This window comes from Streptomyces sp. SL06, assembly GCF_058244745.1.
This window is the reverse complement of the sequence record NZ_JBSYOT010000002.1, coordinates 2902439-2922479: the sequence shown is the minus strand read 5'-3', so window position 1 is coordinate 2922479 and position 20041 is coordinate 2902439. Positions and strand designations below refer to the sequence as shown.

The 20041-nt window shown below is 71.8% G+C and carries 17 protein-coding genes and 1 pseudogene; 10 read left to right on the top strand and 8 right to left on the bottom strand.

Annotated features, from left to right (window positions below):
- Positions 1-75: 75 nt before the first annotated feature.
- From AC4IHM_RS13255 to AC4IHM_RS13220, 8 genes and pseudogenes are all read right to left on the bottom strand, one after another.
- A pseudogene (locus AC4IHM_RS13255) lies at positions 76-252 on the bottom strand (VOC family protein); the annotation flags it as partial.
- A gap of 97 nt (positions 253-349) precedes the next feature.
- Complete coding sequence (gene rarD / locus AC4IHM_RS13250; RefSeq protein WP_490867249.1) at positions 350-1396, bottom strand: EamA family transporter RarD; 1047 nt, start codon at positions 1394-1396, stop codon at positions 350-352.
- Between the two features lie 135 nt (positions 1397-1531).
- Positions 1532-2386, bottom strand: a complete 855-nt coding sequence (locus AC4IHM_RS13245) for an SDR family oxidoreductase (protein WP_490867248.1) — start codon at positions 2384-2386, stop codon at positions 1532-1534.
- A gap of 183 nt (positions 2387-2569) precedes the next feature.
- The gene (locus AC4IHM_RS13240; RefSeq protein WP_490867247.1) at positions 2570-3628 is read right to left on the bottom strand and encodes a 2-oxoacid:ferredoxin oxidoreductase subunit beta; all 1059 of its coding nucleotides are present in this window, start codon (positions 3626-3628) and stop codon (positions 2570-2572) included.
- A complete protein-coding gene (locus AC4IHM_RS13235) occupies positions 3621-5549 on the bottom strand; it encodes a 2-oxoacid:acceptor oxidoreductase subunit alpha (protein ID WP_490867246.1) in 1929 nt (642 codons plus the stop codon). Before AC4IHM_RS13235 ends, AC4IHM_RS13240 begins: the two co-directional genes overlap by 8 nt.
- A gap of 257 nt (positions 5550-5806) precedes the next feature.
- A complete protein-coding gene (locus AC4IHM_RS13230) occupies positions 5807-6466 on the bottom strand; it encodes a response regulator transcription factor (protein ID WP_490870823.1) in 660 nt (219 codons plus the stop codon).
- A gap of 252 nt (positions 6467-6718) precedes the next feature.
- The gene (locus AC4IHM_RS13225) at positions 6719-8086 is read right to left on the bottom strand and encodes a sensor histidine kinase (protein WP_490867245.1); all 1368 of its coding nucleotides are present in this window, start codon (positions 8084-8086) and stop codon (positions 6719-6721) included.
- A 145-nt stretch (positions 8087-8231) separates the two neighbouring features.
- On the bottom strand, positions 8232-9452 hold the full coding sequence (locus AC4IHM_RS13220; RefSeq protein WP_490867244.1) for a sensor histidine kinase: 1221 nt from the start codon (positions 9450-9452) through the stop codon (positions 8232-8234).
- 186 nt (positions 9453-9638) lie between these two features.
- On the opposite strand from AC4IHM_RS13220, the gene AC4IHM_RS13215 reads away from it, so the two are divergent.
- Genes AC4IHM_RS13215 through AC4IHM_RS13170 form a run of 10 tightly spaced genes read left to right on the top strand, consistent with a single transcriptional unit; the run spans position 9639 to position 19935 of the window.
- Positions 9639-10076 (top strand): NADH-quinone oxidoreductase subunit A, encoded by a 438-nt coding sequence (locus AC4IHM_RS13215; RefSeq protein WP_490867243.1) that lies wholly within the window; start codon positions 9639-9641, stop codon positions 10074-10076.
- Positions 10067-10708 (top strand): NADH-quinone oxidoreductase subunit B, encoded by a 642-nt coding sequence (locus tag AC4IHM_RS13210; protein WP_490867242.1) that lies wholly within the window; start codon positions 10067-10069, stop codon positions 10706-10708. Before AC4IHM_RS13215 ends, AC4IHM_RS13210 begins: the two co-directional genes overlap by 10 nt.
- On the top strand, positions 10705-12231 hold the full coding sequence (locus AC4IHM_RS13205; RefSeq protein WP_490867241.1) for an NADH-quinone oxidoreductase subunit C: 1527 nt from the start codon (positions 10705-10707) through the stop codon (positions 12229-12231). The genes AC4IHM_RS13210 and AC4IHM_RS13205 overlap by 4 nt, the downstream gene beginning before the upstream one ends.
- Positions 12228-13196 (top strand): complex I subunit 1/NuoH family protein, encoded by a 969-nt coding sequence (locus tag AC4IHM_RS13200; protein WP_490867240.1) that lies wholly within the window; start codon positions 12228-12230, stop codon positions 13194-13196. The genes AC4IHM_RS13205 and AC4IHM_RS13200 overlap by 4 nt, the downstream gene beginning before the upstream one ends.
- Positions 13196-13756 (top strand): NuoI/complex I 23 kDa subunit family protein, encoded by a 561-nt coding sequence (locus tag AC4IHM_RS13195; RefSeq protein WP_490867239.1) that lies wholly within the window; start codon positions 13196-13198, stop codon positions 13754-13756. Before AC4IHM_RS13200 ends, AC4IHM_RS13195 begins: the two co-directional genes overlap by 1 nt.
- The gene (locus tag AC4IHM_RS13190; protein WP_490867238.1) at positions 13753-14457 is read left to right on the top strand and encodes an NADH-quinone oxidoreductase subunit J family protein; all 705 of its coding nucleotides are present in this window, start codon (positions 13753-13755) and stop codon (positions 14455-14457) included. Before AC4IHM_RS13195 ends, AC4IHM_RS13190 begins: the two co-directional genes overlap by 4 nt.
- Positions 14457-14843 carry an NADH-quinone oxidoreductase subunit NuoK gene (gene nuoK / locus AC4IHM_RS13185; RefSeq protein WP_490867237.1) on the top strand — a complete coding sequence of 129 codons (387 nt, stop codon included), beginning with the start codon at positions 14457-14459 and terminating at the stop codon, positions 14841-14843. The genes AC4IHM_RS13190 and nuoK overlap by 1 nt, the downstream gene beginning before the upstream one ends.
- On the top strand, positions 14840-16834 hold the full coding sequence (locus AC4IHM_RS13180; protein WP_490867236.1) for an NADH-quinone oxidoreductase subunit 5 family protein: 1995 nt from the start codon (positions 14840-14842) through the stop codon (positions 16832-16834). Before nuoK ends, AC4IHM_RS13180 begins: the two co-directional genes overlap by 4 nt.
- Before the next feature lie 6 nt (positions 16835-16840).
- Entirely contained in the window at positions 16841-18415 is a 1575-nt protein-coding gene (locus AC4IHM_RS13175) for an NADH-quinone oxidoreductase subunit M (protein WP_490867235.1), read from the top strand.
- A complete protein-coding gene (locus AC4IHM_RS13170; protein ID WP_490867234.1) occupies positions 18412-19935 on the top strand; it encodes an NADH-quinone oxidoreductase subunit N in 1524 nt (507 codons plus the stop codon). Before AC4IHM_RS13175 ends, AC4IHM_RS13170 begins: the two co-directional genes overlap by 4 nt.
- Positions 19936-20041 lie beyond the last annotated feature (106 nt).

Genomic DNA, 20041 nt, shown 5'->3' with positions numbered 1-20041 from the left:
TCCGCGCACATGAAAACGCCCCGTGCGGCCCAAGTGCCGTGCGGGGCTTCTGTGTTGCCGGACCAGCCGATACGCTCAGAACCGATAGTCAGAAGTGTTGGGGTCCGCCATCACCACCCACTCCCCGCCCGGCTCCTTCACCTGCCGCAGCACGCTGGCCCCCAGTGCCTCCAGCCGGGTGACCTCGTCCTGGCACCGTCCCTCGTTCGAGTGCAGGTCGAGGTGGAGTCGGTTCTTACCGGTCTTGGCCTCCGTGTCCCCCGGACTGACACCGCTGTCGCACGAGGACAAGGCGCCCCCTCCGTCCCGGGCGCGACAAGCGCTGGTGAGGAGGGGAGGGGCGGGGAGGCTACCGCTTCGACGCCCTGGTGCCGAGCCGTCCGGACCCGGTGGACCCGGTGGCCGGCGTTCCGGAGGCCACGACCCCCGTCTCCCCCGGGCCGCCCCTCGCGCCCGGCGGCACACCGGTGCCCGCCCGCTCCAGTTGCTCCCTGAGCGTCCGGGCGGTCCGGCGGGCCGTGCGCAGCGCGTTCCAGGTGAGCAGCGTGAGGGCCAGCCAGACCAGGGCGAACCCGGCCCACCGCTCGGGCGGCATGGACTCACGGAAGTACAGGACGCCGAGCAGGAACTGGAAGACCGGGGCCAGGTATTGCAGCAGCCCCAGCGTGGACAGCGGCACGCGGATCGCCGCGGCGCCGAAGCAGACCAGCGGGATCGCGGTGACCACCCCGGTCGCGGCGAGCAGCGCCGAGTGCCCGAGGCCCTCCGTGGTGAAGGTCGACCCGCCCCGCGCGCCCAGCCACAGCAGGTAACCGAGCGCGGGCAGGAACTGGATCGCGGTCTCGGCGGTCAGCGACTCGACGCCGCCGAGGTTGACCTTCTTCTTCACCAGGCCGTACGTGGCGAAGGAGAAGGCGAGGCAGAGGGAGATCCACGGCGGCCGGCCGAAGCCGACGGTGAGGACGAGCACGGCCGCGAAGCCGGTCCCGACCGCCGCCCACTGCACGGGCCGCAGCCGTTCCTTGAGCAGCAGCACGCCCATCGCGATGGTGACCAGCGGGTTGATGAAGTACCCGAGCGAGGCCTCGACGACATGGCCGCTGTTCACGGCCCAGATGTAGACGCCCCAGTTGACCGTGATGACGGCCGCGGCCACGGTGACCAGGGCGAGCCTGCGGGGCTGCCGCAGCAGCTCACCGGCCCAGGACCAGCGCCGTACGAAGAGCAGGGCGACGGCGACGAAGGCGAGGGACCACACCATCCGGTGAGCGAGGATCTCCCCGGCCCCCGCGGGCTTGAGCAGCGGCCAGAACAGCGGGACGAGGCCCCACATGCCGTATGCCGCGAAGCCGTTCAGCAGGCCTATTCGCTGCTCACTCCTGGACGACCCGGGCACGGGCACCTCCCTCTCGCGCGCGGCACGCGGGGACGGACGCGTGCCACGACGAAGGTAACGCCGCCACCTGCCGCCTGTCATACCCGTTTCGCAATACGATCATGACAGGCGGGGTGCCGTGCGGTCCGGCGCCGGTCAGCCCTTGAGCGCGGCGGCGACGGCCTCGGCGAGCGGTGTGGTCGGCCGGCCGATCAGCCGGGACAGGTCGCCGGTGGAGACGACCAGTTCGCCCTTCTCGATGGAGGCGTCCACGCCCGCGAGGACGGCGGCCAGCGGCTCGGGCAGCCCGGCGCCGGTCAGGATGCCGGTGAGGGCCTCGACGGAGACGGGGCGGTAGACGATCTCCTTGCCGGTCCGCCGGCTCAGCTCGGCCGCGTACTCGGCGAAGCTCCACGCCTCGTCGCCGCCCAGCTCGTACGCCTTGTTCTCGTGCCCCTCGCCGGTCAGTACGGCGACGGCGGCGGCCGCGTAGTCGGAGCGGGAGGCGGAGGAGAGCCGGCCCTCGCCGGCCGCCTGTACGACGGCACCGTGCTCCAGGACCGGGGCGAGCTGCTCGGTGTAGTTCTCGTGGTACCAGCCGTTGCGCAGCAGGACGTAGGGCACGCCCGAGCCGGTCAGCACCGCCTCGGTGGCGCGGTGGTCGTCGGCGAGCGCGGCCTTGAGTCCGGCGGGGGCGCTGGTGTAGGCGAGCAGGGCGACGCCGGCCTTCCCGGCCGCGTCGATCACGACGGTGTGCTGGCCCACGCGCCCCTTGTCGAACTCGTTGCCGGAGATCAGCAGCACCCGGTCGCCGGATGCGAAGACGTTGTCGAAGGTCTCGGGGGAGTTGTAGTCGGCGACCGCGAGCCGTACGCCCAGTGCGGCGAGGTCGGCGGCCTTGGCGCGGTCCCGGACGACGGCGGTGACCTGGTCGGCCGGCACCTTCTCCAGCAGTTGCCGCACGACGTGGCGGCCGAGGTGTCCGGTGGCTCCGGTGACGACGATGCTCATGGCTTCAGTACTCCTTGTGGGGTGCGGTTGCCACCGACCCTAGGCGCCTCGCTAACCAAATCACAGTGCATACTTTGAAGTGCGGTACTTACGTGCAAGTAAGGGTAGAGGGCCCGAGGGCATGCGGAGAGGCCCGGACGTGTCCCGTCCGGGCCGGTGGGCTGTGCCGAAGCGCCGCCGGTCTCAGCCGACGACGGTCCAGGTGTCGTTGCCGGCGAGGAGTGCGGTGAGGTCGCCTGTGCCGTCGTGTTGGGCGGCGGTGTCGAGTTGTGCGGCCATGAGGGTGTCGTAGACGGGGCGTTGGACGGAGCGCAGGACGCCGATGGGGGTGTGGTGGAGGGTGTCGGGGTCGGCGAGGCGGGTGAGGGCGAAGGCGGTGGTGGGGGAGGTGGCGTGGGCGTCGTGGACGAGGATGTCGGTTTCGTTGTCCGGGGTGACGGTGACGGTTGTCAGGTCGCCGGTGTGGGGGTCGCGTACGACGCCTTTGGTGTGGTCGGTGCCGAAGCGGATGGGGTGGCCGTGTTCCAGGCGGATGACTGCTTCCTCGGCCTGTTGTCTGTCCTTGAGGGCTTCGAAGGCGCCGTCGTTGAAGATGTTGCAGTTCTGGTAGATCTCGATCAGGGCGGTGCCGGGGTGGGCGGCGGCCTGGCGCAGGACCTCGGTGAGGTGTCTGCGGTCGGAGTCGAGGGTCCGGGCGACGAAGGAGGCTTCCGCGCCCAGGGCGAGGGAGAGGGGGTTGAAGGGGGCGTCGAGGGAGCCCATCGGGGTCGATTTGGTGATCTTGCCGACCTCGGAGGTGGGGGAGTACTGGCCCTTGGTCAGGCCGTAGATCCGGTTGTTGAAGAGCAGGATCTTGAGGTTGACGTTGCGGCGCAGGGCGTGGATGAGGTGGTTGCCGCCGATGGAGAGGGCGTCGCCGTCGCCGGTGACGACCCAGACGGACAGGTCGCGGCGGGAGGCGGCGAGTCCGGTGGCGATGGCGGGGGCGCGGCCGTGGATGGAGTGCATCCCGTAGGTGTTCATGTAGTACGGGAAGCGGGAGGAGCAGCCGATGCCGGAGACGAAGACGATGTTTTCCCGGGCGAGGCCGAGCTGGGGCATGAAGCCCTGGACGGCGGCGAGGATGGCGTAGTCGCCGCAGCCGGGGCACCAGCGTACTTCCTGGTCGGACTTGAAGTCCTTCATGGACTGCTTGGCGTGGGCCCTGGGCACGAGCTGGAGCAGTGCGGCGGGGTCAGTCATCGATGGCCTCCTTCAGGGCGGTGGCGAGCTGTTCGGCTTTGAACGGCATGCCGTTGACCTGGTTGTAGGAGCGGGCGTCGACGAGGTACTTCGCCCGGATCAGGGTGGCGAGCTGGCCGAGGTTCATCTCGGGGACGACGACCGTGTCGTACTGCTTGAGGACGGTGTGGAGGTTGGCGGGGAAGGGGTTGAGGTGGCGCAGGTGGGCCTGTGCGATGGGCTGTCCGGCGGTGCGCAGGCGGCGTACGGCGGCGGTGATGGGGCCGTAGGTCGATCCCCAGCCCAGGACGAGGGTGCGGGCGTGGTCGGGGTCGTCGACGTGGAGGTCGGGGACGTCGATGCCGTCGATCCTGGCCTGGCGGGTGCGGACCATGTGGTCGTGGTTGGCCGGGTCGTAGGAGATGTTCCCGGTGCCGTCCTGCTTCTCGATGCCGCCGATGCGGTGTTCCAGGCCGGGGGTGCCGGGCACGGCCCAGGGGCGGGCGAGGGTGTGCGGGTCGCGTTTGTAGGGCCAGAAGACCTCGGTGCCGTCGTCCAGGGTGTGGTTGGGGCCCTTGGCGAACTGCACGCTCAGGTCCGGCAGTTCGTCCGGCTCGGGGATACGCCAGGGTTCGCTGCCGTTGGCGAGGTAGCCGTCGGAGAGCAGGAGGACCGGGGTGCGGTAGACCAGCGCGATCCGTGCCGCCTCCAGGGCCGCCCCGAAGCAGTCCGCCGGGGTGCGCGGGGCGATCACCGGGACCGGTGCCTCACCGTTGCGCCCGTACATCGCCTGCAGCAGGTCCGCCTGCTCCGTCTTGGTCGGCAGGCCCGTCGAGGGGCCGCCCCGCTGGATGTCCACGACCAGCAGCGGCAGCTCCAGGGAGACCGCCAGCCCGATCGTCTCGCTCTTGAGCGCCACACCCGGACCGGAAGTGGTCGTCACCGCCAGCGAACCGCCGAACGCCGCGCCCAGCGCCGCCCCGATCCCCGCGATCTCGTCCTCCGCCTGGAAGGTGCGCACCCCGAAATTCTTGTGCCGCGACAGCTCGTGCAGGATGTCCGAGGCCGGCGTGATCGGATACGAGCCCAGGAACAGCGGCAGGTCCGCCTGCCGCGCCGCGGCGATCAGACCGTAGGACAGCGCCAGGTTCCCGGAGATGTTGCGGTACAGGCCGGGCGGGAACGCCGACCCGGCCGGCGCCACCTCGTAGGAGACCGCGAAATCCTCCGTCGTCTCACCGAAATTCCAGCCCGCCCGGTACGCGGCGATGTTCGCCGCGGCGATCTCCGGCTTCTTCGCGAACTTCGACCTCAGAAACCTCTCCGTACCCTGCGTGGGCCGGTGATACATCCACGACAGCAGCCCCAGCGCGAACATGTTCTTGCTGCGCTCGGCCTCCTTGCGGCTCAGGCCGGACTCCTTGAGCGCCTCCACCGTCAGCGTCGTCAGCGGCACCGGATGCAGACGGTAGCCCTCCAGGGAGCCGTCCTCCAGGGGCGAGGTGTCATAGCCGACCTTCAGCATCGCGCGCCGGGTGAACTCGTCCGTGTCCACGATGATCTCCGCACCGCGCGGCAGATCACCGATGTTCGCCTTCAGCGCGGCCGGGTTCATCGCCACCAGCACGTCCGGCGCGTCCCCCGGCGTGAGGATGTCGTGATCGGCGAAATGCAGCTGGAAGGACGAGACACCCGGCAGCGTCCCCGCAGGCGCCCGGATCTCGGCCGGGAAATTCGGCAACGTCGACAAGTCGTTGCCGAACGACGCCGTCTCCGAAGTGAAACGGTCACCCGTGAGCTGCATCCCGTCACCCGAGTCACCCGCGAACCTGATGACCACCCGGTCCAGCCGGCGGACGTCCTTCGTCCCGACCGGTTTGCGCTGCTCTCCTACGACGGTTCCGTCGGCCTGCTCCGCTGGGCTGCTGACCTGGCTGGTCACTGAACGGGACCTCCCTCGAGACGGCTGTCCGGGGACTGGTCTACCACCGACCGTCCCGGATCAACCCTACGTCCGCAGGTGTTCACTTCCAGTGGACATTCGCATGATGGACACGACTCGGTGACGCCCGGCGGCCCCGCCGTTCCACGGTCTCCCGGACGGGTTCCGGACGAGTCCCGGAGGGAGTTCCGGAGGGTTCTGGGCGAACGACCGGCCGTCGAGCCCGGTCGACGTGCCCGAGGCGTGGGCCACCGGTGTCAGGAATTGAGATAGGTGAGCACGGCGAGAACCCGCCGGTGGTCACCGTCGCTCGGGGACAGACCCAGCTTCATGAAGATGTTGCTGACGTGCTTCTCCACGGCCCCGTCACTCACCACGAGCTGCCGGGCGATCGCCGAGTTCGTCCGCCCCTCGGCCATGAGCCCCAGTACCTCCCGCTCCCGCGGGGTGAGCCCCGCGAGCACGTCCTGCTTGCGGCTGCGCCCGAGCAACTGCGCGACCACCTCCGGGTCCAGGGCCGTACCGCCCTGCGCCACCCGCACCACGGCGTCCACGAACTCCCGCACCTCGGCCACCCGGTCCTTGAGCAGATAGCCGACGCCCCGGCTGGAACCGGCCAGCAGCTCCGTGGCGTAACGCTCCTCCACATACTGGGAGAGCACCAGTACACCGAGCCCGGGATGGGCCTTGCGCAACTGCACCGAGGCGCGCACCCCCTCGTCGGTGTGCGTCGGCGGCATCCGTACGTCCGCCACCACAACGTCCGGCAGCTCGCCCTGCGCGTCCAGCTCGGTGATGGTCTTGACCAGTGCGTCACCGTCCCCGACACCGGCCACGACCTCGTGCCCGCGGTCGGTCAGCAACCGGGTCAGCCCCTCTCTGAGCAGCACTGAATCCTCGGCGATGACCACCCGCACTCTGTCCTCCACGATCCTCGGCCCCCCACAGCCCCGTCCGTCTCACGGCCCGCGCGGCCCACGCCGCGGCCACGAACCGTCGTACGACGGGTCCAGCATCCCAGCATCGGAGACCGGATGCGTTCGAGCAACGGGAAGAGGCACGAGAAGAAGCAACAGGAAGAGGCCACAGGAAGAAGCATCGGGAAGAGGCAACAGGAAGAGAACGGGAAGCACGGGACGCCGGTCCGGGTCCGGCCGCTCCCCGCCGGCTCACCCGAGAGCCGGCTCGCTGCGCCACGGCAGCTCCGCCGTCACACGCGTCGGCCCCCCGGCCGGCGAGTCCACCACAAGGATCCCGTCCACCGCGTCGAGCCGCTCCGCCAGCCCCGCGAGACCCGACCCGGGCGACACGGCCGCTCCGCCCACGCCGTTGTCCACGACCTGGAGCATCAGCCGGTCCTCCGCCCGCCACACCTCCACGGTCGCCGCCGTGGACCCCGCGTGCTTGCTGATGTTCTGGAGCAGCTCCGACACCGTGAAGTACGCGATGCCCTCGATGGCGGACGCCGGCCGCTCCGTCAGATCGACCTCCACCCGCACCGGCACCGTGCAGCGCGAGGCGACCGAGGAGAGCGCCGCGTCAAGACCGCGGTCGGTCAGCACCGCCGGGTGGATCCCGCGGGCCAGGTCCCGCAACTCCTGGAGCGCCGTCTTCACCTCGCCGTGCGCCTCGTCCACCATGACCGCCGCGGCCTGCGGGTCCTCCCTCAGCTTCTCCTTGGCCAGCCCCAGATCCATGGCCAGGCCGACCAGCCGGGCCTGCGCCCCGTCGTGCAGGTCGCGCTCGATGCGCCGCAGGTCGGCGGCGGCCGTGTCGACCACCACCCCCCGGTCCGACTCCAGCTCCACGACCCGCGTCACCAGCCGCGACGGCCCGAGCAGCCCGTGCACCATCACCCGGTCCACCATCGTCAGCGCCCGGACGATCCACGGCGTCGCCAGCGTGAACAGCAGCCCGACCAGCGCCGTCACGGTGATCTCGAAGGGGTTGTCCAGGTAGACCCGGTGCGTCGCGTCGCCGTACAGCTGGAGCCCGTCCTGACCGGCGTACATCGGGAACACCCAGAACCACAGCGGGTACGTCAGCATCGCCCACCCGAACGCCCAGACGTTCACGGCGACGACGAACGAGAACACCGACCACGGGAACTGCAACAGCGCGTACAGCAGACTCCGCCAGGAGGCGCCGCTCTTGAGGACGGCTCCCATCCAGCCCATCGCGCCCTGCTTCTTCAGCCGCAGCGGCTCCGGTTCGGACACCCGCAGCCCCAGCAGCGCGCGGGCCCGCGCCCGCTCCATCGCCCCGAAGCCCCGGCATCCGGCCAGCGCCGCCGCCAGCACCGGCACCCCCAGGAACGTCACCAGCAGGCCCGCCCCCAGCGACACCATCGTGACGGCGTACGTGAAGAGCAGGACGCCGATCGGCAGGCTCACCAGCACATAGCCGAACTCGCGCCAACTGCGCGCCTCGAACGGTGCCCGCAGCCCCGCCGGCAGCCGGTGGCGACGCGCACCGGTCTCCCCGGGGAATCCGGGCCCGCTTCCGAACCCGTAGTCCTGTCCGTAATCCGTGGCCATCGGTGCCGTCCTTCTCCTCGTACTACGGCTGTGCTCCTGTTACTCCACCCTCCTCGACCGCGGGCCCACGGGCCATGGAGCCCGTCGGCGTCCGCGGCGGGGGGTTTTCCCCACCTCGCACGGGCGCGTCCGCCGCACCCGTCCGTCACCTCGTGCCGGACGCGGCGTCGGCGTTCGCGCGGTCGCGCCACGGCAGCTCCGCCGTGACCACCGTCGGACCGCCCTCCGGCGAGTCCACGACGAAGAGGCCGTCGACGGCGCTCAGCCGGTCCGCGAGCCCCTTCATCCCCGTACCGCCGTCGAGGCGCGCGCCCCCGCGGCCGTCGTCGCCCACCTGTATGAGCAGCCGGTCGGCGGACCGCCACACCTCCACGGACCCGGACCTGGCCCCGCTGTGCTTGCTGATGTTCTGGAGCAGCTCCGAGACGGTGAAGTAGGCGATGCCCTCAATGGCCGCCGCGGGCCGCTCCGCCAGGTCGACCGTCACCCTGACCGGCACGGTGCAGCGGGAGGCGACGGAGGAGAGCGCCGCGTCAAGACCGCGGTCGGTCAGCACCGCGGGATGGATGCCGCGCGCCAGGTCCCGCAGCTCCTGAAGGGCGAGCTTCACCTCGCCGTGCGCCTCGTCGACCATCGCGGCCGCCGCGTCGGGATCCTCCAGCAGCTTCTCCTTGGCCAGGCCCAGCCCCATCGCCAGATTGACCAGGCGGGCCTGCGCCCCGTCGTGCAGATCGCGTTCGATGCGCCGCAGGTCGGCGGCGGCCGTGTCGACCACGACCCCCCGGTCCGACTCCAGCTCGGCGATCCGCCGCTCCAGCTCGTCGGACGGGGAGAGCAGCGCGCGCACCATCGCCCGGTCCGCGTTGGCCAAGCCCCGCGCGATGAACGGCAGCACCGGCCACAGCACGAACAACGACGCCAGCGTGACGGCGAAGGTGAGAACGCCCCAGGGGAACCGGATGAAGTCGTACAGGACCGTGCGCCAGCCCACCGGGTCCTTCAAGGACATCCACAGCTGCGCGAAGAACCCGCTCCCGCTCCGCAACGGCAGCGGGCTCGGCTCCTCCACCCGCACCCCGAGCAGCACCCGGGCCCGCGCCCGCTCCAGCTTGCCGAGCTGCCGGGCGCCCAGCAGTCCGGCCGCCAGCAGCGGGAACCCGATCACCGTGACCGTCAACCCGACGCCGACGGACAGCGTCGTCACGACGTAGACGAATCCGAGCAGCGACGCCGGGAGATTCGCCAGCAGGTGGGCGATCTCCTTCCAGGTGTGCCGGTCGTAGGCGAAACGGGCCGGCGGCGGGCGGTCGCCGGTCGCCGCGCCGGTGGTCCGGGCGGGTGCCGGTGCCGAGAGGTGTTCGGTCATACGAGTCAGCGTGCCGTGCGCTGCGGCACGACGCCATGAGGTGGACCCGCCGGGATCCACTGAGGAAAACCCCACCCCGCGTCCCAAGGTGCGACGGACTGCTTACCGCCCCTTTAACAGGCCCTAGACTCCCGTGCGTACAGATCGTCGAACACCGGTGTTCAGGACAGGGAGCGAGGGGCGCACGTGCCGGAACCGACCGTCGGCCACATGACCGCCGGCGATGTCTCCGCCGATGCGACCGTCGGGCTTGCCTCGGACTACTTCCAGTCCTACTCGGTCGTCGGACTGCTCGCCCTCGTGGGGGTGCTCTTCGTCGCCGTCGCCTTCGGAGCCGGGCGCCTGCTGCGGCCCGTGGTCCCGACGCCGGAGAAGCTGCTGACGTACGAGTGCGGTGTCGACCCCGTGGGCGAGGGCTGGGCGCACACCCAGGTCCGCTACTACGTCTACGCCTTCCTCTACGTCGTCTTCGCGGTCGACTCGATCTTCCTCTTCCCCTGGGCGACGGTCTTCGCCGACCCCGGTTACGGCGCGACGACCCTCGTGGAGATGTTCGTCTTCCTCGGCTTCCTCGCCGTGGGGCTGTTGTACGCATACAAGAAGGGCGTCCTGTCGTGGACGTGAACCCCTCCGATTCCGCCCCCGTGCCGCTGCCGGAGCCCAAGAGGCTGGGCACGCTCGCACGCCTGGCCCCCGAGCCGATGAAGGTCGTCCTCAACTGGGGCCGCCGGTACTCCCTCTGGGTCTTCAACTTCGGCCTCGCCTGCTGCGCCATCGAGTTCATCGCCGCGTCGATGGCCCGCCACGACTTCATCCGGCTCGGCGTCATCCCCTTCGCGCCGGGCCCCCGCCAGGCCGACCTGATGGTCGTCTCGGGCACGGTGACCGACAAGATGGCGCCGGCCGTCAAACGCCTGTACGAGCAGATGCCCGAGCCGAAGTACGCCATCTCCTTCGGCGCCTGCTCCAACTGCGGTGGCCCGTACTGGGATTCCTACTCCGTGACGAAGGGGGTCGACCAGATCATCCCCGTCGACGTCTACGTCCCCGGCTGCCCGCCGCGCCCCGAGGCGCTGCTCCAGGGCATCCTCAAGCTCCAGGAGAAGATCGCCCGGGAGTCGCTGGGGGAGCGGTACGGCGCCGTGCCCCGGCCCTCGACGGCCGCGCTGCGCAGCGGCCTGGTGCGACCGCCGACCCCGACCCCGACCCCGGGCTCGGGTTCGGGTTCGGCCTCCGGCTCGGGGGAGGGGCGGTGACCGCGGTCGGCTGGCTGCCCGCCGACGCCGGGGAACTCTTCGGCACACAGGCCACGGCCGAGGAGTCGTACGGCGTCCTGACCGTGGACGTACCGCCGGCGTCCTGGATCCCCGCCCTGCGGACCGCGCGCGACCGGCTGGGCTGCACGTACTTCGACTGGCTGAGCGCGGTCGACGAACCAGGCACGGGGTTCCGCGTCGCGGCCCACGTCGTGGCGCTCGGACCGGTACGCCGGCTGCTGCTGCGTACGACGGTCCCGCACGAGTCCCCGGTCCTGCCGACCGCCGTCGACGTGTACGCGGGCGCGGCCTGGCACGAACGCGAGACCCACGAGATGTTCGGCGTCGCCTTCGAGGACCACCCCGGGCTGGACCACCTGCTCCTGCCGGAGGGCTTCGAGGGCCACCCGCTGCGCAAGGACTTCGTCCTCGCCGCCCGCGTCGCCAAGGCGTGGCCGGGGGCCAAGGAACCGGGCGAGTCCGAGCACGGCGGCCCCCGTCGCCGCCAGATGCTCCCACCGGGCGTCCCCGACCCCAACGAATGGGGCCCCCTGAAGGGCCAACTGCCCCCCGCCCCCTCCCGCCCACCCCGCGGAACGGGCCGCCCAGCGGGAACACCCCCCACGGACCGCCCACCCCGCCGGTCGCGCACGGCAGGGGAGGGTTCGGCGAGTCAGGCGGCTCCGGGTGTGGAGGGTTCGGCGGGCCGGGGTACGGCGGGTCCGCGCCGGTCGCGTACGGCGGCGGAGGGCTCCGCCAGTCAGGCCGCCCCGGGTGCCGAGCCGTCGGCCGGCCCGGTGGCGCGACGTGCGCGCAGCGCGGCCGGGGGGTCCGCGTCCCAGCGGGCGGACACTCCTGCGGAGGCGCCGCCCGCCGCCGAGACGGCTGACGGGCAGCAGGACACCGCCGACTCGGGTGCCTCGACGCCGCGCCGCGCACCGGGTGCCGACGAAGGCTCAAGCCCACCGCGGGGCGGGGACGGCGACCGGCCGGACGGCGCCGCCGCGCCCAGGGGTGCCCGCAGCACGTCGCCGGTCCCGGCGAGCCGGCGGGCGGCGGCCGACGCCGGTCAGCCGGACGCGGCGGACACCGAGCCCGGCACCAGTGGCGGCGACGGCGACGCCGCGGCCACGTCCGCGCGCCCCACGGAACCGGCGCCCGCGACCCCCCGCAGCCCGGACGCCCCGTGGCATCACGCCCGCCCGGCGTTCGACGACACGGCCGAGCCCGAGCCCCGCCGACGAACGGAACCGAGCCCGGACGCCACCCCCGCCCCGGAGGCTCCGGACCGGCCGGGCAGTCCCGGTGACTCCGGTGCCCCGGACGAGCCGGAGAGCCCCGGTGCCTCCGGTGCTCCCGATGAGTCGGACGCCCCGGGTGGCTCCGGCAGCCCCGGTGAGCCGGGCACGCCCGGTGACTTGGGCACGCCCGGTGACCCCGGCACTCCCGAAGAGCCCGACACGACAAGTGACTCAGACAGCCCCCGGAACGACCCGACGAACCCCCCAGGAGGCCCCCGGTGAACGACGCGCTCAACGTCACCCTGCGCCTCCTGATCGTCTTCGTCGTCTTCCTCACCTTCCCGCTGCTCGTCGGCCAGACCGAGCACAAGGTGATGGCCCACATGCAGGGCCGCCTCGGTCCGATGTACGCCGGCGGCTTCCACGGCTGGGCCCAACTCGTCGCGGACGGGGTGAAGTTCGCGCAGAAGGAGGACGTGGTCCCCGCCGACGCGGACCGCCGTATCTTCCAACTCGCCCCCGCCGTGGCGCTGCTCCCGTACCTCCTGGTCGTCCTGGCCATCCCCATCGGCCCCGGAGAGGGCGCGGTCGGCCAGGTCATCGACGCGGGCGTCTTCTTCGTCCTCGCCGTCATGGGCGTCGGTGTCCTCGGCTCGCTCATGGCCGGCTGGTCCTCCGCCAACAAGTTCTCCCTCCTCGGCGGCCTGCGCACCGCCGCCCAACTCCTCGCGTACGAACTCCCGATGCTGCTCACCGCCGCCTCCGTCGCCATGGCGGCCGGCACGGTCTCGCTCGTCGGCATCCTCGACGCCTTCGAGTGGTGGTGGCTGCCCTGGCAGATCGTCGGCGCGATCGTCTTCTTCGTCGCCGGGCTGGCCGAACTGCAACGCCCCCCGTTCGACATGCCGGTCGCCGACTCGGAGATCATCTTCGGCGCCTACACCGAGTACACCGGCCTGCGCTTCGCCCTGTTCCTCCTCGCCGAGTACGCCGGGATCGTCGTCCTGTGCGGACTGACCACCGTCCTCTTCCTGGGCGGCTGGCACGGCCCCTGGGGCGCCGACGGCCTCGGCTGGGTGTGGACCCTGCTGAAGACGGCCGTCCTCGCCTTCGTCGTGATCTGGCTGCGCGTGACCTACCCGCGCCTGCGCGAGGACCAGCTCCAGAAACTGTCCTGGACCCTCCTCGTCCCCCTCTCCCTCGCCCAGATCGCCCTCACCGGCATCGTCAAGGTGGTGATCGCGTAATGGCCCCCGTCCCCGGCAGCGGCCTGGCCAAGGGCCTGGCCGTCACCCTGCGCACGATGACGAGGAAGACCGTCACCGAGCAGTACCCCGACGCCCAGCCAGACCTGCCGCCCCGCACCCGCGGCGTGATCGGCCTGTTCGAGGAGAACTGCACGGTCTGCATGCTGTGCGCCCGCGAGTGCCCCGACTGGTGCATCTACATCGACTCCCACAAGGAGACGGTCCCGGCCGCGACCCCCGGGGGCCGCGACCGCAGCCGCAACGTCCTCGACCGCTTCGCCATCGACTTCTCCCTGTGCATGTACTGCGGTATCTGCATCGAGGTCTGTCCTTTCGACGCCCTGTTCTGGTCCCCGGAGTTCGAGTACGCCGAGACCGACATCCGCGACCTCACCCACGAACGCGACAAGCTCCGCGAGTGGATGTGGACGGTCCCGGCCCCGCCCGCCCTGGACCCCGCCGCGGAGGAGCCCAAGGAACTCGCCGCCGCCCGCAAGACCGCCGACAAACTGGCCGCCCAGCAGCAGACGGACCGGCCCGCACAGGAGGGCCGGGCATGACCCTCGCAACGACCGCCGGCCACCTCGCCGCGCACGCGCACCCGACGACCGCCGCCGCCGAGTCCCACGGCTTCCTCTCCCCGACCGGCGTCGAGATCGCCTTCCTCCTCGTCGGTCTCGTCACCTTCGGCGCCGCCGTCGTCACCGTCACCACCCGGCAGCTCGTCCACGCCGCCCTGTGGCTGGTGGTCGCCCTCGGCGGCCTCGCCGTCGAATACCTCCTCCTCACCGCCGAGTTCATCGCCTGGGTGCAGGTCCTCATCTACGTCGGTGCCGTCGTCGTCCTCATCCTGTTCGGCCTGATGCTCACCAGGGCACCCATCGGCCGGTCCCCGGACGCCGATTCCGGCAACCGCTGGGCCGCCCTCACGGTGGCCGCGGCCTCCGCGGCGGCGCTGGTGTGGGTCGTCGTGGACGCCTTCCGCACCACCTGGATCGACCTGGACGGCCCGGCCGCCGGCTCCACCGCCGTCACCGGAGCGAGCCTCTTCCAGAACTGGGTTCTCCCCTTCGAGGCCCTCTCCGTCCTCCTCCTCGCCGCCCTGGTCGGCGCCATCGTCCTGTCCCGCAGGGCCGGAACGGACCAGGCGCCCGCCCCCGACCAGGCGCCCGCCCCCGACCAGGCGCCCGCCCCCGACCAGGCGCCCGCCCCCGACCAGGAGGCCGACCAAGGCCGCGCCGACCAGGGCGGTGTCCGCTGATGCACCTCGCCTATCCCGCCGTCCTCTCCGCCCTCCTCTTCTGCACGGGCGTCTACGGCGTCCTCGCCCGCCGCAACGCGATCCTCGTCCTGATGTCGGTCGAGCTGATGCTCAACGCCGTCAACCTCAACCTGGTCGCCTTCAACGTCTGGCTCAGCAGGGCCGCCGAGGAGAGCCTGCACTCCGGCCAGGCCCTGACCCTGTTCACCATCGCCATCGCCGCCGCCGAGATCGGCATCGGCCTCGCGATCGTGCTCGCCGTCCACCGCAACCGCGGCACCTCGGACATCGACAAGCTCCGCGACACCGCCGAGGGCAACGACCCCGACGAACCCGACACCCCCGCGACCGGGACGGCCGCCGAGAAGGCTGAGGCCCCCGCGTGACCACGACCACCCTCGCCGTACTCGTCCCCCTCCTTCCCTTCCTGGGGGCCGCCGCCGGCCTCCTCCTGGGCCGCACGGCGCCCGGATACGTCCGCCCCCTCGCCGTACTGCCGACCCTGGCGGCCCTCGTCCTCGCCGTACTCGTCGCGGCCCGCCAGGGCGGCGGCCGGGCCGTCGACGCCGCCACGGAGCTGACGCCCACCGGCTCCGTCCCCGTCGAACTCGCCCTGCACATCGACGGCTTCGCCGCCCTCGTCGCCGTCCTGGTCGGCTGCGTCGCCACCTGCGTGCAGATCTACTCGACGGGCTACCTGCGCGACGACCCGCGCTACCCCTCGTACGCCGCTCTGGTCTCCCTGTTCACCTTCGCGATGTTCCTCGTCGTCTACTCCGGCGATCTGATGGTGCTCCTGGTCGGCTGGGAGATCATGGGCATCTGCTCGTACTTCCTGGTCGGCCACTACTGGGAGACCCCACAGGCGCGCGCGGCCTCCCTCAAGGCCTTCCTGGTGACCAAGCTCGGTGACGTCCCCTTCCTGATCGGCCTGCTGGCGCTGGCCGGCGACACCGGCTCCTTCCGCATCACCAAGGTCCTCGGCGCGGTGGCGAACGGCTCGCTCGACCACCCCACGCCGATCGCCCTGCTGCTCCTGGCAGGCGTGGCGGGCAAGTCGGCGCAGTTCCCGCTGCACACCTGGCTCCCCGACGCGATGGCGGGCCCGACACCCGTCTCCGCGCTCATCCACGCCGCGACGATGGTCGCCGCCGGTGTCTACTTCGTCGCCCGGCTCCTCCCGCTCTTCGAGGCCTCACGGGCCGCAATGGTCGTCCTCGCCGTCATGGCCGCCGTCACGATGGTCGGCTCGGCGCTCGCCGCGCTCGCCCAGGACGACATCAAGCGCGTCCTCGCCTACTCGACGATCGGACAACTCGGCTACATGACCGGCGCCCTCGCCACGGGCGACCGCGGCGCCGCCGTCTTCCACCTCCTCACCCACGGCGCCTTCAAGGCGCTGCTCTTCCTCGCCGTCGGCGTGATCATCCACGCCGCCGGCACCAACTCGCTGGCCGCCATGTCCCGCATGCGCCACCTGCGCGACCGCGTCCCGGACGCCTACTGGACGATGACCGTGGCACTGCTCGCACTCGCCGCGATCCCTCCCTTCAGCGGCTTCTTCTCCAAGGAGTCCGTCCTCGGCGCCGCGGAGCACGTGGCCACCGGCCACACCGAGCACGCGCCCGGCGCCGCGGGCTGGACCGTCCTGATCGCCGGCGTGGTCACGGCCCTGCTCACCGCCGCGTACGCGACGCGCCTGTGGCTGCTCGCCTTCCGCGGCCGGGGCATCGAGGCCCCCGACCACGGCAGGCAGCCGATGGTCATGAACGCCGTGCTCTGGGCGCTCGCCGTCCCGTCACTGGCCCTCGGCGGCCTGGCCTTCCGGCTGCTGCCCGACTGGTTCGACGGCCAGGACCTCACCCCGACCCTCACCACCTCCGTGCTCGGCACGGGCGTGGCCCTGGTCGGCGGCCTCGTCACCTACGCCGCCTGGCGCCACACCACGGCGCTCGCGGACCGGCCCCCGCTCGGCGCCGTCGCCGCCCACCCGGAGGGCGACGCCGGCCTGGTGGAGGCCGAGGCCATCGCCAGCCACGAGCCCGCCTACGGGAACATCGCCGACGCCCCCGACCCGTCGGACCCCGGACGGCTCCTGCTGGGGCCGCTGCACCGGCACGCGGCCGTCGGCTTCCACCTGGACGCGGTGTACACGGCGCTCTTCGTCCGCCCCGTGCGGGCCGGCGCGAGCCTCGTCCGCTTCCTCGACCGCGAGGTCGTCGACACCTACGTACGCGGGGCGGGCACCCTGCCCCGCTGGCTGGGGGCCGCCGTACGCCGCGCCCAGACCGGCAATGTGCAGACCTATGTGAGCGCGCTGCTCGCCGGCACCGTCGTCCTCGCGGTCGCCGCCGTCCTCGTCGCCACGGGAGCGTGAGCAGGCGTGATCGATATCAACGAGTCCGTGATGCGGTTCCTTCTCGCGTTCGTCGTCGTCGGCCCGCTCCTGGGCGCCGTCGCCGCCCTCCTGCCCGCCCCGCCGGGACTGAAGGGAAAGTCGCCCGAGCAGGCCGTGCTCCGCCACGGGATCACCGTGACCGGCGCCGTCCTCGCCGCCGCGATCGCCCTCGTGCTCGGCTTCGACCACGACCATCCGTCGAAGATGCAGGCCAGCACCGACATCAGCTGGATCCCCGCGCTCGACGTGCGCATCCACCTCGGCATCGACGGCATCTCCCTCCCCCTGCTGGTCCTGAGCGCGCTGCTGACCTTCCTCTGCGCGCTCTACACGTACTTCAAGCCGCCCGCGGGCCCCAGCCCGAAGGCCCTCGTCGCCCTGCTGCTCGTCCTGGAGTCCGGCACCCTCGCGACCTTCGCCGCCCTCGATCTGATCCTGTTCTTCCTCGCCTTCGAGACGGTCCTCATCCCGATGTACTTCCTCATCGCCCGCTGGGGCGGCGAGGGACGGGCCGGTGCCGCCTGGAAGTTCATCCTCTTCACGCTCCTCGGATCCGTCGTCATGCTGCTCGGCCTGCTCCTGATCGGAATCACGGCGGGCACATTCGACATGGTGGCACTCGCCACTGACAACGGCCGGTCACTGACCACATCCGTGCAGGTCATCGCCGTTCTGGCGATCGGACTCGGGCTCGCGGTGAAGACCCCGATGTGGCCGCTGCACAGCTGGCTGCCCGACGCCCACACCGCCGCTCCGACGGTCGGCTCGGTCCTGCTGGCCGGGGTCCTGCTCAAGATGGGCACGTACGGGTTCGTCCGGATCCTCCTGCCGGCCGCGCCGGACGGCTTCCACACCTTCGCGCCCTACCTCGCCGCGTTCGCCGTGGTCGGCGTCATCTACGGCTCCCTGGCCTGCCTGGCCCTCGCCGGACGGGGCGCGAAGGGCGACCTCAAGCGCCTCATCGCCTACTCCTCCGTCGGCCACATGGGCTTCGTCCTGCTCGGCATCGCGACCATGACCCCGACCGGCGTGAACGGCGCCCTGTTCGCCAACATCGCCCACGGCCTCATCACCGGCCTGCTCTTCTTCCTGGTCGGCGCCCTCAAGGACCGCACCGGCAGCACCGACCTCGACACCCTCGCCGAGGAGACCGGAGCCGCCCTGTACGGCAGGGCACCGCGCCTGGGCGGCCTGCTGGCCTTCGCGGCGGTCGCCTCGCTCGGCCTGCCGGGCCTGGCCGGGTTCTGGGGCGAGATGCTGGCCCTGTTCGGCGCCTTCGACCCCCACGACGGCCTCAGCCGCCCCGCCTTCCTCACCTTCATGACCGTCGCCGCCTTCGGCACCCTGCTGACCGCCGCGTACATGCTGATCGTGGTCCGCCGTGTCTGCATGGGCGCCGTACCCCGGGAAGCCCCGGGGCTCGCCGACGTACGCACGTACGAGTTCGCCGCCTGGACCCCGCTCGTCGTCCTGACCGTCGTCGCCGGGCTGTGGCCCAAGGCCCTCCTCGGACTGACCGACCCGGCCGTGCAGCAGCTCCTGTCTGGAGGCACCCGATGAGCTTCACGGCCCAGCCCCTGGCCCAGAACCTCGTCCAGTCCGTCGACTGGCTCGCCATCGCGCCGCCCACCGTCACGGCGCTCGTCGCACTCGTCGTCCTCGTCGCCGACCTGTTCGTCAACGACGCCCGCAAGCCGCTGCTCGGCTGGGTCTCGATCGCCGGACTCGCCGTCGCCGCGCTCACACTGCTGCCCCTGGTCGACGGCGACCGCTCGACGTTCTGCCTCACCGGCGAGCCCGGCGTGTGCAGCTACACCGCGGACACCTTCGCCCTCGCCCTCCAGTTCCTGGTCCTCGGCGGCGCCCTGCTGACCGCCCTGCTGTCGGTCACCGCCGTGAAGGACGCCGACCGCGGACTGCCCGAGGGCGAGTACTGGTTCCTGCTGCTCTCCTCCGCGGCCGGTGCCGCGCTCCTGCCCGCCGCCCGCGACCTCGCGACCCTCGTCGTTGCCCTGGAGGTCGCCTCCCTGCCCGCCTTCGCCCTCGTCGGCCTGCGCCGGGGCGACCGCCGGTCCTCCGAGGCGGCCCTGAAGTTCTTCCTGTCCTCGGTCACCGCGACCGCGGTCAGCCTCATGGGCGTCAGCTTCGTGTACGCCTCCACCGGCACCCTCCACCTCACCCAGGTGGCCGACCGCATCCAGCACGTCGACGGGCAGCTCACCACGCTCGCCCAGACCGGCGTCGTACTCACCCTCGTCGGCTTCGCCTTCAAGACGGCGGCCGTACCCTTCCACCTCTGGGTGCCCGACACCTACGTCGGCGCCCCCCTGCCGATCGCGGCCTACCTGTCCGTGGTGGGCAAGGCCGTCGGCTTCTCCGGCCTGATCCTCGTCACGGTCGTCGCCCTCCCGTCCTACGCCCACGTCTGGGGCCCGGCCCTCGCCGCCCTGGCCGCCCTCACCATGACCGTCGGCAACGTCGGCGCCCTGCGCCAGCAGCCCACGCGCGCGTACAGCGCGGTACGCCTGCTCGCCTGGTCGTCCGTCGGACAGGCTGGCTACCTCCTGGTGCCGATCGCCGCCGCCGCGTACTCCGACGACCCGGAACGCTCCGTCGGCGCCACCGTCGCCTACGCCCTCATGTACGGCGCGGTGAACCTCGGCGCCTTCGCCGTGGCCGCGCTCGTGGGCCGTACGAGGCTCCTGAACCGCGTCGCCGACTACCGCGGCCTGTACGCCTCCCACCCGATGACAGCCCTGCTCCTGGCGTTCTTCCTGCTCTGCCTCGCCGGACTGCCACCCGGCGTCATCGGCCTCTTCGCCAAGGTCACCGTCTTCTCCGCGGCCGTCGACGCCGGACTGGGCTGGCTGGCCGTCGTCATGGCGGTCAACGTCGTCATCGCGCTGTTCTACTACCTCCAATGGACGGCCCTGCTGTTCCGGGCACCCGAGGGCGAGACCGTCCGGCACCGCGTCCCCGCCCCCCTCACGGCCGCGATCGGCGTGACCGCGGTCCTCGCCGTCGCCCTCTCGGGAGCGCCCCAGCTGATCCTGCGCTTCGCCGACACCGGACTCTTCTGAGCCCGACCGCGGCGGCACGCGCGCGTGCGCCACCCGGCCTCCACGCGCGTGTGCCGCACGCCGCGGCCGTCACCCGTCCGGACCACCCGGGCCGGCCCGAGCACCG

Bases quoted from the DNA above. Each gene is read 5' to 3' on its own strand.
- AC4IHM_RS13245 (WP_490867248.1), bottom strand. From the start codon at position 2,386: ATGAGCATCGTCGTCACCGGAGCCACCGGACACCTCGGCCGCCACGTC.
- AC4IHM_RS13240 (WP_490867247.1), bottom strand. From the start codon at position 3,628: ATGACTGACCCCGCCGCACTGCTCCAGCTCGTGCCCAGGGCCCACGCC.
- AC4IHM_RS13225 (WP_490867245.1), bottom strand. From the start codon at position 8,086: ATGGCCACGGATTACGGACAGGACTACGGGTTCGGAAGCGGGCCCGGA.
- AC4IHM_RS13220 (WP_490867244.1), bottom strand. From the start codon at position 9,452: ATGACCGAACACCTCTCGGCACCGGCACCCGCCCGGACCACCGGCGCG.
- AC4IHM_RS13195 (WP_490867239.1), top strand. From the start codon at position 13,196: ATGGCCCCCGTCCCCGGCAGCGGCCTGGCCAAGGGCCTGGCCGTCACC.
- AC4IHM_RS13190 (WP_490867238.1), top strand. From the start codon at position 13,753: ATGACCCTCGCAACGACCGCCGGCCACCTCGCCGCGCACGCGCACCCG.
- nuoK (WP_490867237.1), top strand. From the start codon at position 14,457: ATGCACCTCGCCTATCCCGCCGTCCTCTCCGCCCTCCTCTTCTGCACG.
- AC4IHM_RS13170 (WP_490867234.1), top strand. From the start codon at position 18,412: ATGAGCTTCACGGCCCAGCCCCTGGCCCAGAACCTCGTCCAGTCCGTC.